Annotated in this window: 14 protein-coding genes; 7 read left to right on the top strand and 7 right to left on the bottom strand. The window is 66.0% G+C overall.

Annotated elements, in window-relative coordinates; all coding sequences use genetic code 11:
- Positions 1–453 precede the first annotated feature (453 nt).
- The 3 genes from cysS (at position 454) to DPM12_RS04035 (ending at position 4,147) form a co-directional block, all read left to right on the top strand.
- A complete protein-coding gene (cysS, locus tag DPM12_RS04045; protein WP_112256969.1) occupies positions 454–1,893 on the top strand; it encodes a cysteine--tRNA ligase in 1,440 nt (479 codons plus the stop codon).
- The gene (gene rlmB, locus DPM12_RS04040; RefSeq protein ID WP_112256968.1) at positions 1,893–2,852 is read left to right on the top strand and encodes a 23S rRNA (guanosine(2251)-2'-O)-methyltransferase RlmB; all 960 of its coding nucleotides are present in this window, start codon (positions 1,893–1,895) and stop codon (positions 2,850–2,852) included. Before cysS ends, rlmB begins: the two co-directional genes overlap by 1 nt.
- A gap of 143 nt (positions 2,853–2,995) precedes the next feature.
- Positions 2,996–4,147: an acyl-CoA dehydrogenase family protein gene (locus DPM12_RS04035; RefSeq protein ID WP_112256967.1), complete on the top strand. Its 1,152-nt coding sequence runs from the start codon at positions 2,996–2,998 to the stop codon at positions 4,145–4,147.
- A gap of 89 nt (positions 4,148–4,236) precedes the next feature.
- Here the strand turns inward: DPM12_RS04035 and DPM12_RS04030 are convergent, their stop codons facing one another.
- The 3 genes from DPM12_RS04030 to DPM12_RS04020 form a co-directional block, all read right to left on the bottom strand.
- The gene (locus DPM12_RS04030; RefSeq protein WP_112256966.1) at positions 4,237–5,619 is read right to left on the bottom strand and encodes an LPXTG cell wall anchor domain-containing protein; all 1,383 of its coding nucleotides are present in this window, start codon (positions 5,617–5,619) and stop codon (positions 4,237–4,239) included.
- A 128-nt stretch (positions 5,620–5,747) separates the two neighbouring features.
- On the bottom strand, positions 5,748–7,016 hold the full coding sequence (locus DPM12_RS04025) for a DUF4032 domain-containing protein (RefSeq protein ID WP_112256965.1): 1,269 nt from the start codon (positions 7,014–7,016) through the stop codon (positions 5,748–5,750).
- Between the two features lie 129 nt (positions 7,017–7,145).
- The gene (locus DPM12_RS04020; RefSeq protein WP_112257144.1) at positions 7,146–8,270 is read right to left on the bottom strand and encodes an ABC transporter ATP-binding protein; all 1,125 of its coding nucleotides are present in this window, start codon (positions 8,268–8,270) and stop codon (positions 7,146–7,148) included.
- Positions 8,271–8,516: 246 nt separating this feature from the next.
- Here DPM12_RS04020 and DPM12_RS04015 point away from each other — a divergent pair, with 246 nt between their 5' ends.
- Both DPM12_RS04015 and DPM12_RS04010 read left to right on the top strand, forming a co-directional pair.
- Complete coding sequence (locus DPM12_RS04015; RefSeq protein WP_112256964.1) at positions 8,517–8,954, top strand: CBS domain-containing protein; 438 nt, start codon at positions 8,517–8,519, stop codon at positions 8,952–8,954.
- A gap of 74 nt (positions 8,955–9,028) precedes the next feature.
- On the top strand, positions 9,029–10,342 hold the full coding sequence (locus tag DPM12_RS04010) for an MFS transporter (protein ID WP_112256963.1): 1,314 nt from the start codon (positions 9,029–9,031) through the stop codon (positions 10,340–10,342).
- Positions 10,343–10,386: 44 nt separating this feature from the next.
- Here the strand turns inward: DPM12_RS04010 and DPM12_RS04005 are convergent, their stop codons facing one another.
- Both DPM12_RS04005 and DPM12_RS04000 read right to left on the bottom strand, forming a co-directional pair.
- A complete protein-coding gene (locus DPM12_RS04005; RefSeq protein WP_112256962.1) occupies positions 10,387–11,238 on the bottom strand; it encodes a GIDE domain-containing protein in 852 nt (283 codons plus the stop codon).
- Between the two features lie 158 nt (positions 11,239–11,396).
- Complete coding sequence (locus DPM12_RS04000; RefSeq protein ID WP_112256961.1) at positions 11,397–14,309, bottom strand: M14 family metallopeptidase; 2,913 nt, start codon at positions 14,307–14,309, stop codon at positions 11,397–11,399.
- Between the two features lie 292 nt (positions 14,310–14,601).
- Between DPM12_RS04000 and DPM12_RS03995 the strand changes: the two genes are divergently transcribed.
- Positions 14,602–15,246, top strand: coding sequence for a dihydrofolate reductase family protein (locus DPM12_RS03995; protein WP_112256960.1), 645 nt, complete (start codon positions 14,602–14,604; stop codon positions 15,244–15,246).
- Between the two features lie 98 nt (positions 15,247–15,344).
- Here DPM12_RS03995 and DPM12_RS03990 read toward each other — a convergent pair whose 3' ends face one another.
- On the bottom strand, positions 15,345–15,668 hold the full coding sequence (locus DPM12_RS03990) for a helix-turn-helix domain-containing protein (RefSeq protein WP_112256959.1): 324 nt from the start codon (positions 15,666–15,668) through the stop codon (positions 15,345–15,347).
- Positions 15,669–15,670: 2 nt separating this feature from the next.
- Complete coding sequence (locus tag DPM12_RS24235) at positions 15,671–15,889, bottom strand: type II toxin-antitoxin system RelE/ParE family toxin (RefSeq protein WP_211658380.1); 219 nt, start codon at positions 15,887–15,889, stop codon at positions 15,671–15,673.
- Between the two features lie 147 nt (positions 15,890–16,036).
- Here DPM12_RS24235 and DPM12_RS24050 point away from each other — a divergent pair, with 147 nt between their 5' ends.
- Entirely contained in the window at positions 16,037–16,165 is a 129-nt protein-coding gene (locus tag DPM12_RS24050; RefSeq protein WP_281269621.1) for a hypothetical protein, read from the top strand.
- Positions 16,166–16,205: the final 40 nt, after the last annotated feature.

The following is a 16,205-nucleotide window of genomic DNA, read 5'->3' as shown; positions in this document are numbered from 1 at the left end:
GTCGACCTGAAACGGGCTGAACGCGTCGGGACGAGTCGGCAGCGGAACGATCGACGTCGGACACGAGCAGCGCTCCACGGATGTCATGACTCTGGCGAAGCTGGCAGTACCGGTAAGCGTAACGATTGTTCGTTACTCGACGTCCAATTCTCCACGAAGATGAAGCGGCACGTACGGCGGTCGGACGCGCACACGTCCATGTAGGCGATCGTTGACGATCAGCTAGGTTTCGTGCCGGGCATCCCGGCGCGCGGGAAGCGTCATGGCTTACCGTGGCGGCGAGAAGAAGGACGGCTGCGCTGGCCATGACCGAACCGAGCAGGACGCCGAGGCCCTCGTGCGATATCACGTCCAGCAGCTGTTCGCTCCGCCTCGTAGTGTTCGGCGTCGTGTCTGGGACCGAGTGCTCGGCCACGCCTCAATTCCGGCCGACATGTCTTATACCCTTGTCCGGTGAGTTTTCGCCTGTACGACACCGCCACGCGAGAGATACGTGACTTCGTTCCCGTCCAGCCGGGAAAAGTGGGCATCTACCACTGTGGTCTGACCGTGCAGGGACCACCGCACATCGGGCACATCCGCAAGGAAGTCGTGTTCGACGTGCTTCGCCGGTGGTTCGAGTACCAGGGTCTCTCGGTGACCATCGTCGCCAACATCACGGACATCGACGATAAGATCTTGCAGAAGGCCGGCGACGCCGGTCGGCCGTGGTGGGCATGGGCTTACGAGAACGAGCGTGCCCTGGACGCCGCCTACGAGGTGCTCGGATGCATGCCGGCCACATATCAGCCGCGGGCGACGGGACACGTGCCGGAGATGGTCGAGCTGATGCAGATGCTCATCAAGAACGGTCATGCCTATCCGGCCGAGGATGGATCGGGAGACGTGTACTTCGACGTCCATTCGTGGCCCGCATACGGCGAGCTGTCGGGTCAGAGCCTCGACGACATGGAGCCGGCCGGTGACAGCGAAGGGCGCGGCAAACGGGACCCGCGCGATTTCGCGTTGTGGAAGGGTCACAAACCGGACGAGCCGGAGTCGGCCTCGTGGCCCACTCCCTTCGGCCGGGGACGGCCGGGTTGGCATCTCGAGTGCTCGGCGATGGCCGCGAAGTACCTGGGGCACGAGTTCGACATCCATGGTGGGGGAATCGACCTGCGATTCCCCCACCACGAGAACGAGCTGGCGCAGTCGCGGGCCGCGGGGCAGCGATTCGCCAGGTTCTGGATGCACAATGCCTGGGTGACGATGTCCGGCGAGAAGATGAGCAAGTCACTGGACAACTCGTTGCTCGTCGCGGACGTCGTGCGCCGGATCCGGCCTATCGAGCTGCGCTACTACCTGCTCGCGGCACACTACCGGAGCAACATCGACTTCTCCGAGGAGTCGATGGCGGCCGACGCCGCGGCCTTTCGCCGGATCGAGGGATACGTGTACCGGGCGATGGAAGTGGCTGGAGCTACCGAACCCGCCCTCCGTGTTCCGGAACAGTTCGCAGCGGCCATGGACAACGATCTCGCGGTGCCGCAGGCGCTTTCGGTGCTGTTCGATGCGGTCCGGGAGGGCAACAGCTTGCTCACGGCAGGGGATTCGGCCGGCTTGGCCGAGAACCTGGCGAATGTCCGAGCGATGTTGCAGGTTCTGGGGCTCGATCCGTTCGCCGAACCGTGGCTCGGGCTCGACTCCGTCGGAAGTGCTGGTGAGCGGCTGCGGCACGTCATCGACGGCCTCGTGGAGACCATCCTCGATCAGCGCCAGCAAGCTCGCGCGCGCAAGGACTTCGCCCAGGCGGACGCGCTGCGCGATCACCTCAACACGCTGGGTATCGTCGTCGAGGACGGACCGTCGGGTAGCCGATGGTACTTCGCCGACAGTTCGAGGAGCGCCGACTGATGCCAGGAAACTCCCGCCGTCGAGGCGCGGTGCGCAAGCCGGGCACCAAGAAGGGGATGCAGGTCGGCTCCGGCGGTCAGCGTCGACGTGGCCTCGAGGGCAAGGGGCCGACGCCCCGTGCCGAGGACCGCACCGGGCATCCGGCCGCACGCAAGGCGGCGAAGAAGAAGCAGCAGGGGCCGAAGCGATCGGGAGGAGCGGGCGCGCGTGGCCGTGCCGCCTCGGCCGAGACGGTCGCGGGACGCAACGCCGTGGTTGAGGCGTTGCGAGCAGAAGTTCCGGTCAAGGCGCTGTATGTTGCCGAACGCATCGACAGTGACAGCCGGGTGCGGGAGGTACTGCGTGCCGCGTCCGAGCGAGGGTTGCCGTTGCTCGAGACGCCGCGTGCCGAGCTGGATCGGCTGACCGGTGATGCCGTGCATCAGGGTGTGGCGTTGACCATGCCACCGTACGAGTATTCGCATCCCGACGAGCTCGTCGAGTCGGCGTACGACGCGGCCGAGGCCCCGCTGATCGTCGCGGTCGACGGTGTGACGGATCCGCGCAATCTCGGCTCCGTAGTTCGTTCGGCCGCAGCGTTCGGTGCCCACGGCGTGGTCGTTCCCGAGCGCCGCAGTGCCGGGATGACGGTGGGGGCGTGGAAGACCTCTGCCGGCGCCGCCGCGCGCACCCCGGTGGCGCGAGCCACGAACGTGGCGCGTACGTTGCGTGCCTATCATGACGCGGGACTGTTCGTCGTCGGCCTGGATGGGGCGGGCGAGATCGACGTCGCCGACGCTGCCGTGCTCGACCAGCCGCTGTGCCTCGTCGTCGGCGGTGAAGGTGCCGGCATGTCCCGAGTCGTGACGCAGTCGTGTGACCTCGTCGCGCGGATCCCGATCGCTCGGGAGGTCGAGTCGTTGAACGCCGGGGTGGCCGCCGGTGTTGCGCTTTATGAGATTGCCCGCGCCCGCCGCTGATATCTGGTCTGGCTGAGGTATGCTGTCGTGCTCCGGTTCGTGTGTGATTCGGGTCACCACCCGTGCACACGTACTGGTCGAATGGACGACCACCGCCGGTGGATGACCTCCGTCCGGCGGCGAGCCGTTGGAGGTATGACGACATGCCCGTTGCGCGCATCACGCCGACCCCCGAGGTGGGCGACCTTTTCACGCTCGTTCGCGACATCGGCGACGCCGAGCTTCGGCCCCGCGCGGATCCTGCGGAAGCCAGCGGCGATTACCCGCGAGACGTGCTGCGGCTGATCGGCCGATCTGGGCTACTGGGTCTGCCATACGACGACGACGTCGGCGGGGGCGCCCAGCCATACGAGGTCTATCTTCAGGTACTCGAAGAGCTGGCCATGCGCTGGGCGACGGTAGCGCTCGGCGTGAGCGTGCACACCCTGGCATGCTGGCCGCTGGCGGCATTCGGCACGGCAGAACAGCGCAAACGGTGGCTTCCCGACATGGTGAGCGGCGAGCTGTCAGGGGCGTACTGTCTGTCCGAGCCACATGCCGGCTCGGACGCTGCCGCGTTGTCCACTCGTGCCGTCCGGGATGGCGAGCACTACGTGTTGACGGGCACCAAGGCGTGGGTGACGCACGGTGGGCAGGCCGACTTCTACACTGTCTTCGCCCGCACGTCGGACGGCGGTTCGCGCGGGATTTCATGCTTCCTGGTTCCAGCCGATGCCGGCGGGCTCTCCTTCGGAACGCCGGAGCGAAAGATGGGGCTGAACGCGTCACCGACCACCCTCGTATATCTGGACGAGGTGCGCGTGCCCACCGAGCGACGGCTGGGTGACGAGGGCGACGGCTTCGGTATCGCATTGCAAGCACTGGACTCCGGTCGCTTGGGGATCGCCGCTATCGCGACTGGATTGGGCCAGGCGGCTCTCGAAGCGTCCGTGTCCTACGCGAAGGAACGCGAACAGTTCGGCCAGCCGATCATCACGCACCAGGGTGTGGGATTCATGCTGGCTGACATGGCGGCTGCGGTGGAGTCGGCCCGGGCCCTGTACCTGACGGCTGCCTCCCGCCGTGACGCGGGGCTGGCGTACCGGCATCAAGCGAGCGTCGCCAAGCTCGTGGCCACCGACAACGCGATGCGGGTGACCACCGATGCCGTGCAGGTCTTCGGCGGGGCGGGCTATGTGCGTGACTACCCCGTGGAGCGGTACTTCCGGGAGGCGAAGGTCATGCAGATCTTCGAGGGAACCAACCAGATACAGCGGCTGGTCATCGCGCGCGACTTAGAGCGCAATGGCACGTGAACGGGTGACGAGCCGGACATGAGCCGGGGCGGGCCGTATCTACGGGCCCGCCCCGGCTTGTTCGTTTCCGTGGCTGACGGTAGAGCGAATCAGGCACTCCCGTGCGTGCGCAGGCGTGTCACGTACAGCAACACGCCGGCACCAGCCAGCAACGCCATGCCGGCACCCGCCACGATGCCGGTCTCGCTTCCGGTGTCCGGCAAGTCGTCGTCCTCGTCATCGGACGGATCGTCGGTGGGCTCGTCCGTGGGTTCTTCGGTGGGCTCGTCCGTGGGTTCCTCGGTTGGATCCTCGGTGGGCTCATCCGTCGGGGTCGGCGTGGGCGTCGACGTCGGTGTCGGAGTGGGCGTCGGCGTTGGTGTGGTCGTTGGGGTTGGCGTGGGGGTCGGGGTCGACGTGGGCGTCGGGGTCGGTTCCGGCTCACAGTCGATCGGCGCGATGACGTCGATCCCCTTGTGCACCAGATCCTGCGGGGGCTCGCCGTGGCTGGCATGCATCAGGTCGACCAGCACGCGCCCGCACTCGCCCTGCGGATCGTCGATCGCGTGCTGCGCGGGAGTGGAAACGATGCCCGGCCCCTCGGCCCATGCTCCATCGACGTTCACCTGTTCGTACGAGTGCTCGGCGAGATTCTCGCCGTCCAGAAAGGTGAGCGTCGTGACGCCTTCGTCGTTGTGGTGAGCGATGATGAACGTTTCGAGCGCATCCGAGTACTGCCAGTCGACGGAGAATCCGTTGACCACCGAGAAACTACGCGAGTTCGCGGAGGTCCGCTCCTGCCACCCCTCGGCCGTGAACACTTCCACATCTGTCTGGAACGTGGGGTCGGGCGAGCGCCAGGCGAACTGGCCCGCGCCGTTGTTCGGATCGGCGCCGGCACCCGTGGTGTCGGTGAAGAGCATGTAGAACTGGCCGTCTACGTACGTGACACTCGGCTGACCGGCGCCGTAATCGTTGCCGTGGTCTGCCTGGTGTGCCGGGGCGACGATCGGCTCGTCCACCATGCGTTCCCACTCGATGCCGTCGGCGCTGCGGGCCACACCCATGGTGGTCTCGCCGTCGTCGATCGCGGCGCCGTAGTACATGTAGTACGTGCCGTCGACTTTCACGACGGACGGGTCGCAGGTGTGCTGGCTGTCGAAGCTGCTGCCGTCGCCACGGCCTTCGAAGACCAGCTGCGGGTCCCCACCGCCGGGCGCGGTGAAGGGTCCGTCCGGGTCGGCCGACTCCGCGTAGAGGATGTCGTCGCCCGCCACATTGTTGTGCGGGACCTGGGCGCAGTACCACATGCGGTACATGCCGTCCTCGTACATCACCGACGGCGCGTACTCGTACGCGGCATTTCCTCCGACAAGAGGTGCGGATGGAGCGCGGTAGTTGTCGGTCTCGACGGATTCCTGAGCTGCGGCCGGCATGGTGGCCGCGACCAGCGTCACCGCTCCCCCGACCGCACAACTGGTCAGCGCTGCCATGCACCTCCCAGTCAAGCGTGCAGTGAACTTCACGAATATCTCCGAATATCTCCACGACGTCAGCTATGCCGGAGAGAAAATAGCATCCCGGCGTTCGAGCGCGCAGCAACCTCGTGTCATCGGCGCGCTCAACGAAGATCGTTCCACGGTATGCCGAGCGGCTGCGTGTCCTCGGGATCCGCACTCGTCCCGCCGAGTACCGCCAGCTCGTCCGGCTTGTGCCGGAGCACGGAGTTGACGTAATCCCGGGTGGCTTCCATGATCCCCACGTCGTGTCCGGCCTCTTCGGAGAGATACCACCGGTGTTCGAGAACCTCGTGGTAGATCTCCGGTGCCTCGAGCTTTCCGCGCAGCTCCCGGGGCACGCCGCGGATAACCGGTTCGAAGCAGTCGAGAACCCAGGCATTCGCCACGATCGCCTCGTCTTCGCCCTGCTGGTCGGTCTCGGCTGCATAGGCGTCGAGGTCGTTTAGCAGCCGGCGGGCCTGATTCTCTTGCGCATCGATCCCGGTGAGCCGGAGCAAGCGACGCGAGTGATGGCCGGGATCGACGACCTTGGGCTGTACCCGAACGGTGCGGCCACCGATGTCGGTGACGATGTCGAGCTCGGCGACGTCGAAACCGAGCTCGTTGAGGCGCTCCACCCGGCGCGCGATCCGCCAGCGCTCGTTGACGTCGAATGACTCCCATTCGGTCAGCTCCGCCCACAGGGCCTCGTAACGCTCCACGACATGGTCTCCGATGGCGATGGGATCGACCGTGTCGTCGAGGTGTCCGGAGGCCGCCAGGTCCATCATCTCTCCGGCGATGTTGACCCGTGCGATCTCCAGATCGTGTGCCCGCTGGCCGTCACTGAGCCGATCGTGTAGCTCTCCCGTCTCGGCATCGACCAGGTACGCGGCGAACGCCCCCGCGTCGCGGCGGAAGAGCGTGTTGGAAAGCGAGCAATCTCCCCAGTAGAAACCGAGCAGGTGCAGCCTGGCGACCAGAACCACGAGGGCGTCGATCAGGCGCTCGACAGTGTCCCGGCGCATCATCCGGGCGAAGAGCGCCCGGTAGGGAAGAGAGAATTGCAGGTGACGAGTGACCAGGATGGCATCGAGAGGCTCACCGCCGGGTGCCTCCCGCCCGCTGACCACGCCGACGGCCTGAACGGCGGGTACGTCGAGGCGTTCGAGGTCGCGTAGGAGGCGATACTCCCTATCCGCGAAAGACTGTACGACCTCTTTCAGCGCATAGATCTGCTGCCCCAACCTGGTGAACCGTACGACGTGCCGGGAAATACCGCGTGGCAGCGCAACCAGATACCACTCGGGCCACTCTTCGAGCGGCATGTCCCACGGAAGATCGAGTAGTTCCTGCTGTTCTAAGGGTGTGGCCAGGATGCGCAGTTCCATACGCCATATTCTCGCGATTCTCCCGCGTCCGGTGCGACGGCGCGTCTGAGAGCGGCACCCGTCGCATCGTTCGGCAGGGGGCGCCGATGCGTCGAGCGCCCCCTGCCGAACGATGTCATGCGAGACGGATCAGGGTTCGATGCGCTCGCCCGTCTTGGCGGAGAAGAAGTGCGACTCGCCCTCGCGGACCGCGAAGACGACCTTGTCACCCTTGTTCGGTGCCATGCGGGGCTCGACTCGGGCGATGACGGCCTCGCTGCGCATCCGCTCGACCTGTTCGGCGGCTGCGGGGCCGGTCGGGTGCCCGTACACGTAGGCGTCCGCGCCGAGCTCTTCGACCAGATCGACGGTGACGGGGATACCACCGCCGCCGTTGTCACTCGATGCCGGCACCAGTGACTCGGGGCGGAACCCGATGGTGAGGGTGGACGAATCCTCGGCCGAAACCGCGCTGAGCACCGAGGTGGGGACGGGAACGCTGGCCTCGCCGAGCTGTGCCTTCCCGTCGACGATGTCGAACGTGGCGATGTTCATGGCCGGCGAGCCGATGAAACCCGCGACGAAGACGTTGGCAGGCTTGTCATACAGCGCCAGCGGTGTGTTGACCTGCTGCAGGACACCATCCTTGAGGACACACACGCGATCGCCCATCGTCATGGCTTCGATCTGGTCGTGCGTGACGTAGACCGTGGTGATTCCGAGCCGGCGCTGGAGCGAGGCGATCTGGGTACGGGTGGACACGCGGAGCTTCGCGTCCAGATTGGACAGCGGCTCGTCCATGAGGAAGACCTGCGGCTCCCGGACGATCGCCCGGCCCATCGCCACACGTTGCCGCTGACCACCAGAGAGTGCCTTGGGCTTGCGGTCGAGGTATTCGACGAGGTCGAGGAGCTTCGCTGCTTCCATCACGCGTCGCTGGATTTCGGCCTTGGGAGTGCCAGCGATCTTCAACGCGAAGCCCATGTTCGCTGCAACCGTCATGTGCGGATAGAGCGCATAGTTCTGGAACACCATGGCGATGTCCCGGTCCTTGGGCGGTATGTGGGTGACGTCGCGGTCACCGATCCGGATCGCGCCGGTGTCGACTTCTTCGAGACCGGCGAGCATCCGCAAGCTGGTCGATTTTCCGCAGCCCGATGGGCCGACGAGAACGAGAAATTCGCCGTCCTCGACGGTCAGGTCGAGATTGTCGACCGCGGGTGCGTCTTGGCCCGGGTAGATCCGGGTTGCCTTGTCGTACGTGACTGTGGCCATGGTGTTACTTCCCTTCACCGGCAGGTACGTGCCGGACGATCCGTAGTGAAGTGGATGAAATACGTGCATCGTTGCGCGTATGTCTAAAAGACGATACCTGGCCGTCGTGAGACGAGTCACGTGGGCCTGGCTTTCGCCGGAACCGGCCGGGAGGGATCGGATCTCCACGAAAGTCTTTCGCGACGCGTGTGGACCCCTTACCGTGCAAGGACACGGTGTGTACTCCGCAAATCCGAGGAGGCTCCCATGCACGTATCGGATCTGCTTGGGATCAAGGGAAACTCCGTCGTCAGTGTCAGCCCCGAGGACGATGTCCGTACCCTGCTCGCAGTCCTGGCCGACCACCACATCGGCGCCGTTGTGGTGTCGGCCGGAGACGGTTTGGTCGACGGCATCGTCTCCGAGCGGGACATTGTGCGTGCGCTGGCTAGCTATGACGTGTCGATCCTGTCCGAGCCGGTGTCGGCGATCATGACGTCCGAGGTTCAGACCTGTACTCCCGACACGGATCTCGAAGAGCTATCCAGGGTGATGACGACAGGACGCTTCCGGCACGTTCCCGTGCTGGCCGATGGCCGGTTGGTGGGGATCGTGAGTATCGGTGACGTGGTCAAGAGCCGCATCACCGAACTCGAGGTCGAGCGGGATTCCCTGTCGTCGTACATCACGAAGGCGGCAACGTGACTTGACGTTGATCGGTCGGAGTGTCCCGCAAGGCGGCATGCGACAGCACCGTGGATGCGGGACAATGATGACCGATGTCAACCTCGCGGCGCGCCTGGACCGTGTGGGGCGTCGGGCTCGTGGCGTATATCGTCGCCGTCCTGCACCGCACGTCATTCGGCGTATCCGGCTTGGCTGCGGCCGAACGGTTCGGAACGACGGCGAGTGTCCTCGCGTCGTTCGTGGTCGTGCAGCTCCTCGTCTATGCCGGCCTCCAGGTTCCGGTTGGCATCCTTCTCGATCAGATCGGCCCGCGACGGTTGCTGATCATCGGAGCCGTCGTGATGGCCCTCGGCCAGCTCGTCCTGGCGGTAGCGGCCTCGGTGCAGGTCGCCATGGGCGGGCGAGTTCTCGTCGGCGCTGGCGATGCTATGACGTTCGTCAGCGTGCTCAGGCTGGTCGCGGCATGGTTCCCGCCTGGTCGAGTTCCCCTTCTGACCCAACTCACCGGGCTGATCGGCCAGCTCGGTCAGGTGCTCTCCGCAGTGCCGTTCGTGCTCGTGCTGGACATGTGGGGATGGACGCCGGCGTTCGGCTCGGTGGCGAGCGTGAGCGTCTTCATCGCGGTGCTCGCGATTGCCCTGCTGCGGGATTCGCCGGACGTGCGCACCCGGCCCGTGCAGCGCATCACCTGGGCTGGAGTCGGTAGTGATCTGCTGAAGGCATGGCAGCATCCTGGTACGCGGCTGGGATTGTGGACGCATTTCTCCACCGGCTTTTCTGGAATGGTCTTCGCCATGATGTGGGGATTCCCCTTCCTGGTGGCAGGTCAGGGCCTCTCGGAAGGTACGGCCGGCTCGCTTCTGACCCTGATGGTGCTGGCCGGTGCCGCAGCTGGGCCCGTCGTGGGCGTGCTCGTCCAGCGCCACCCCTTGCGGCGGTCGTGGCTGGTTCTCGGGGTCGTCCTGGCGAATGCGTCAGCGTGGACGGCGGTGCTGGCCTGGCCAGGGGAGGCTCCGCTCTGGCTGCTCGTCCTGTTGATCTTGTCGCTCTCCCTCAGCGGCCCGGGATCGATGATCGGCTTCGATTTCGCCCGCACCTTCAACCCGCCGAACCGGCTCGGTACGGCCACCGGCATGGTCAACGTCGGGGGTTTCACCGCGGCACTCGTAACGATCCTGGCTATCGGCCTGGTCATCGACATACGTACGGGCGGAGCCAGCACCTACGGACTCGATGATCTCCGCGTCGCGTTATGCCTGCACTACGTGATCTGGCTGACCGGCCTCATCGGTATCCTCCGCACTCGCCGCCTGGTGCGGAGGAGGATGGCCGCCCACGGCGTCGTCGTCCCTCCGATCCGGGAGGTCATCGAGCGCCGGCGCCGGAACCGTCGCTGGCGTTCCTGAACGCGGCCGTGACCAGCAGCGTAAGCGCGGGTCGGCTGGCCTGATCAGCCGAGCAGATCGACCAGGATGATGACAACCCCGATGGCGGCAGCCAGTGCCGCACCCCCCGAGAACAGGCGGAGCTTGGAACGCGTTTCACGCAGCAGCGTCTGCTCGTCCTTCGTCGAGATCAGCGACGTGTTGGCGATCATCAGCTCGCCCGGCTCGTCGGTGGCCTCGCCCAGCACGTAGAGCTTCTGTCCCGGACGCAGTATCCACTCCTCGTACTGGTACCCGACGGTGCCTTCACGCTGTTTCGTGGGAATGGAGAGCTTGAACGATCCGATGGCGAGCTCGGACTGGTTCGACGACTCGTCGTGCGGCTCGAAACGGTCCGTCGCCTTCTCCACGTCCTCCAGCGCGCCCTCTGGCCGGACAGCGATGTGCCCGGTCTCGTCGGCGACGACGAACGGTTCTTCGGTTTCCCGCTCGACGAGCTTCTCGGTGCGCTGTACCTGCCGCTCCCGGTAATGGCCGTTCGAATCCCGACGTCGCTCGGTGGTCCAGTACTTCCTGGTCACTACGTGCTTGTGCCACACGCATTCGGTCTCGGAGAGTTCCGACTTGATGGGCCCCTCGGGCCCGGGCTGCGCGGTACCGACGATCTCGCATTTCTGCCGGAAGTACCCCTCTCCGGCGGCATCTGCTGCTGCGGACTGCATGTCCTGCACTTCCGAGACCGAGAACGTCTCCGTCTCGATCATCTCCTTCTGCAGGGACCGCTGCCGGAAGACGAAATACCCACACACGGCGGCGCCGGCGAGGGCGATCACGCCGATCAGCCACAGATTGTCGGCAAGGGAGAAGCTTCCCGTGCTCGACGACGTAGCGCTCACGCGCTCGGAAAACGACGACAATTCAACAATCCTCACGATCTCTGGACACGGCCATGGCGACGAAGCCGCACGAAACTGTACCGGAGGCTAGCAGGTGACCCGCTCGGTGGATAGTCGATAGAGGTAGGACCTCTCGCCGACCGTATGCGAGCGGGAGAGGTCCCACCTGTGACGGGCCGTTAGTCGTCGATCACGATGGTGGCTCGCCGGTAGTTCCGGCCGGGTCCGTCCGGCTTGTAGTAGTTCTGCGTGTTGCCGGCCACGTCGACGGCGAACCACTTGATGGTCGTCGTCTCCGTGATGGTGATCGGCTCCTGGCCCTGACGGGGACCGGCGAACTCGATCCGCGGCGAGTCGTATGTGGGACGGCTGCCGTCGAGCGTGTAGTAGATGTCGACCGGCTCGCTGAAGTCGAACGCCAGCTCGACCGGCCCCTCGTAGGTGCCCGCTCCGGGCGAGAGATTCGAGCGCGGCGGCACCCAGTCCCGGCTGTAGCGGTAGGCGACTTCCAGGATGCCGATCCAGCCGTGCGAGAACTCCATCGCTTCTTCCCGGCCCTCCTCGAAGGGCGGCGTGAAGCCGACGCTGGACCACCCGTTCCCGGTCCACAGCGGCGATCCGGCCTCGAAGCTCCACGCGAAGATGTCGTTCTCGTAGAAGTGGTCGTCTCCCGAGTTGCCGGCCGCGGAGTACAGTACGTCGCTGATGGGACCGACCCGGCTCGACCAGACGCTAGTACCGCGGTGTTCCTTGATCCGGTTGAGGATGATGTCCGAGGCCTCGTAGAAGTAGTTTTCCACGCCGAAGCTCGGCCGCTCCAGACCGTCGCGGGTAGGTAGCCGGTATGCGCCCGGCGCCCACATGAAGTATCCGCCGTGGGTGTGCGTGTTCATCGCGAACCGGATGTTCGGATGCTCCTCCGCCAGCCAGGTCTCGTTCCGTGCCTCCGGTTCCGACAACGGCTCCGGACCGGCGAACACGTCACTGGTGCAAGACGTCGACGCTCCACTGAAGCCCTGGTGAATGTTGCCGACCCGGAAATTGCGGTTCAGGTCGACACCCCACGAGTTGCGGCCCAGCGGGTCGGACACGCCGTCACGCGGGCAGTGGTTGGTCATGTTCCGCCGCTGCAGCGCGAAGTCGTGGATGGAGTAGTGCGAGCCATCCGGGTTGACCGAGGGGACGATGAAGACGTCCAAGTTGTCGACCAGCTTCCGGATTGTCTCGTTGCTCTCGTAGTTGCGCAGCAGCCGCTCTGCGGTCTCCAACGCGACCAGCGGGGTGACCCACTCGCGGGCGTGTTCTTGCGAGTAGAGCAGCACGCCCACGTTCGAGCCGTCCCGCTGCTTGCCGATACGCAGGGCCTTGACGGTGAAGGGCTCACGGGAGACGTCGTCCGGAGCCGAGAGGAAGTCGGACAGGTGCGGCGTGCCGGGCTCCCCGTAGCATTCGTCGGCGGTACAGGGGTAGACGACCCCATCGCCGTCGTCGCCGCGGAACGTGTAGGCCTCGACCAGCTCGCCGGCTTCGGCGTTGATCGCGTCGACTACCTCGGCCGCCGTGCTGGTGATCGCACCGTCGGCGTCGGTGGCGAGGCTGACGTCGATGTCGTCGCCGTCGACGTCGACCTTCAGCGGCTGGCTTGGTTCGCCGGGGTCGGCCATCTCCACGGAGATGTCGTTGCCGCCCTCGTGGCCCCAGGCCAGCGACTCGACGACGACGCGGTGTGGATCGAGGTCAGGGCGCCGCAGGGTGCCAGCGGCGGGTAGGCCCGCCTTGATCGTGTTGCCGTCGTCCAGCGAGACCATTCCGGCGGGGATGGTGACCTCCGGTGCGTTCCCGCCCATCGCGAACGGGTCGCCCGGGACGTTGTTGGCCACCACCGCCGCGACGGCGCCGGCCTCCTGAGCATGGCGCACCTTGGTGACGAACGGGCAGCTCCCGCGATCGATCAGCGCGATGCTGCCGGCCTCGAAATCGACCAGCGGGCTGCATCCCTCGGTCGGGTTGTCCGTGCCGTCGTCCACCAGAACGACGTCGCCCGGGGTGCCACGGAACGGTGTCGTGCCGCCGAACGAGGCGCCGACGACGTCGTACGCACCAGCCGCCGACGAGGGCGGGTCGATGGTGAACGTGGGCGAGGGTGGCTGGAACAGGGCCTGCGCTTTGCGCCGGTAGCCGTTCGTCTCGTTCGGCAGCTCGACGATCTCGGCGAGCTCGGGATGTTCCGCGGCCAGCTCCTCGATCGTCGCCGTTGCTTCGGTGGCGTCCACGTAGTGGTCGATGAACCCGGTGGCCAGGTCACCCCATTCCTTCGGTGCGCCGGGACCACTCGGGTATTCCCCGTCCAGGAACTCGGTTACGTCCGTCTCCACTTCGCCGATCACCTCGCCGTCGAGCATGCTGGTGATCCGTGCCCGGGAGGGAACCGGGCTCTCCTGCCGCGGCAGGTTTGTCCGGTGGAACATGTAGTGCCCGGCGTCGACGAACCTGGACAGCGTGAACGTTGTCCCGTCGCCGATCTCGGTCCCGGGTCCAGCGTCGAGACTCACCTCAAGGGTCACGTCGGCGGACGCCGAGCCGGCCTCCGACCACACCTCGAACTGGACGAACGTCTCGTCATGATTGCGGAACCAGGCCGCCCGCTGGACCCGGAGGTCGTCGCCGGACTGCATGGCCCGCTCCTCGGCGGCTTCGATCTCGGCTACTGTCTCCTGCCGCTCCTCTTGCAGCGCCGTGAAGTCGTCCTCGGTCAGCAGCGGCTCGCCGACGTCGAACCCGGCCGAGCGGAGCCAGTCTTGCTCGGATGGCGTGACGATAGCCTCCACGCGCAGGCCCGCCGCTGTGTCTTCGACGTGCTCTGCGAGGTCGACTCCCGTGTCCACCAGGGCGTCGAGGGCGGTGCGGTCTGGGACGGTGATGGCGACGACCTCGGGGTATTCGAGATGACCCGGTGGGGTGTACTCCGCCACCGTGTCGTCGGCGAGTTCGGGCTCGTTCCCCTGTGCGGTCAGCGATACGAGCAGGCTGGCTGGCAACAGCAATGCTGCGATGACGCCGATGTAGCGGCGAATGGCGGATGGGCGGACCATGGACCCTCCTGGAGTTCTGAGGTCCGCCGCGGGGGTTGCCCGGGGCCGGACCTCGATCCGACTCTGGGTGTCCCCCGTGGATCCGCCTTAATGTACTGACTCCGGCAAATAGGGACAAGACTGACATCTCGTAAATCCGTACGCCGCGGCCACATCGTGCGGGATCCGGCAACTCGCGCAACGTGCGAGGCGGTCGACGAGTAGCGAAGCCGGGTGCCGTCGCAGCGATGATTCTGCCGGCGCCGACAGGTCTATCTCCTGACCGAAGACAACCAACCCATCGGGAGCAAGCATGGGCCTCATCCACATCGAACTGTTCGCAACCCTCGACCTCGTTGGGCAGTCGCCCGGCGGCCCCGACGAGGACCCGGTGGGGTTCCCTTTCGGCGGCTGGCAGGCGCCCTTGCTGGACGACGTCGTCGGGGAGCAGATCGTCGCTGCGTACGAGGGCACGGACGCCCTTCTGCTCGGCCGGCGGACGTATGACATCTTCGCCGCCTACTGGCCGTATCAGGAGGGCAGCAAGGACAACGAGATCGCCACGCTCTTCAACAGTGTCCCGAAGTACGTGGCCTCCCGCGGCAGGCCCGACCTCTCGTGGGCCGGGTCCACGCAGCTCGGCCCGGATCTGGCCGGCGCGGTGCGCGAGATCCGTGACCGGCACGAGCACGTGAAGGTCGTCGGGAGTCTGAATCTGGTGCAGACTCTCCTGCGCGAGAAGCTCTTCGACCGTCTCGATCTCTGGGTGCACCCTGTCGTACTCGGCGTCGGGAAGAAGGTGTTCGACGGTGGCGCGGTACCCGCGAACGTCACACTCCTCGAACCGCCGGCAGCAAGTCCGAAGGGCGCCGTGTATCTGCGCTACGGGCTCGCCCATGGCACGCCCGCGACGGGCGACATGAGCGCACCCGATCGGGGTGCCGGGCGCGACGACTGAAGCCAGGAACGAGACAAGCGGCGCCTGCGGCTGACGGTGTGCGCGGGGACGCGTTGGAGGTGCGCGAACGTAAGAGCGGTCGGGAAGGAACGGTTAGATCAGGCGACCAGGTGGGCCGTGTCGCCCAGGTCGACGCTGCTGGTACCGGTGTCCAGGCGTAGCGGTACGCCTGTGGCGCTTGACAGTCGGGCGAGCAGGTCAAGCCGGGGGACAACGCCGCCGCTCTCCAGGCGGGCTATGGCCGACTGGGTGGTATGCATCCGTAGCGCCAGCTCACGCTGGGAGATCCCAGCCTGTTCACGCATCCGGTAGGCCAGCCGCGCCAGGTCCAGCGCGAGCGCCGACGTTGCGTACGCCCGCTCGTAGTCGTCCGGGTCCGCGGGCGGATGCGCGGCGCGGACCTCACCTAGGGTGTGTGCCATGCTCACCGTCTCCTCTCCCGGTCGCGGCGCATCGCTTTTCGTGCCCGCTCGACCTCATGACGTTCGCTCTGTCGCTGTTTCCGGAACGTGGTCAGTGTGATGGCTCGCTTCTCAGGGTGCAGGTAGTACGTGACGCGCCGGTGCACGCCTTCACAGCTAAACCGCAACTCTCGTAGCCCGTCGCCTAGCTGTCTGCTGAGCGTCCAGGCTTCCTCACCCACCACTTGATGATAGCGCACGCGCTATGCCCCGTCGAGGTCCCACAGCCAGAGGTAGCGGTCAGTGTCCCAACGCGCCAGCTGTGGCGGCCGCCTTGTCTCTTGCTTCCTGGCCCCTGTTCACTGGGCGTCCGTGACGGTAACGTCCGCGTGGCACGTACATGGCCGCCCGAGGAGAAGAGCGCGCTCCGGCGGGCTGCCGGTTCCGTTCTGAGCGTCGGCAAGGACGTCATGACCGAAGTGATGGGCGCCGTTATCGCCAAGAGCATGACTGGCTGAGCAAGGTCGTCAGGCCTCCCGTCGCAACAGCCACACCATC

This window comes from Phytoactinopolyspora halophila (assembly GCF_003287285.1).
GTDB classification, from domain to species: Bacteria; Actinomycetota; Actinomycetes; order Jiangellales; family Jiangellaceae; genus Phytoactinopolyspora_A; species Phytoactinopolyspora_A halophila.
This window is presented reverse-complemented; position numbering and strand designations above follow the sequence as displayed.